This is a genomic window from Halomonas sp. ALS9, assembly GCF_001651035.1.
In the GTDB taxonomy this organism is placed as follows: domain Bacteria; phylum Pseudomonadota; class Gammaproteobacteria; order Pseudomonadales; family Halomonadaceae; genus Vreelandella.
The window spans coordinates 1-237 of record NZ_LXRG01000211.1; the positions used below are offsets into that span (position 1 = coordinate 1).

Here is a 237-nt window from a genome sequence, read left to right on the forward strand (position 1 = left end):
GATATACCTTTCCATGCGGTGACCGTCGAAGTACGTCGTATGGGCGGTGGCTTTGGTGGCAAGGAAACTCAGGCGTCTCCCTGGGCGTGTATTGCCGCGATTATTGCTCGCCGCACCGGCAAGACGGTTCGCCTGCGCTTACCTACCCGCGACGATATGCACGCCACGGGGAAACGCCACACCTTCCATAATCGCTCTCGGCTCGCCATTGATGCCGAAGGCGTTAACCAGGGGGGA

The 237-nt window shown here is 59.9% G+C and carries 1 protein-coding gene; it reads left to right on the forward strand.

Translation table 11 applies throughout. The features are described from left to right. A partial coding sequence (locus A6R74_RS20055; RefSeq protein ID WP_131798075.1) for a molybdopterin cofactor-binding domain-containing protein occupies positions 1–237 on the forward strand: 237 nt, incomplete at both ends.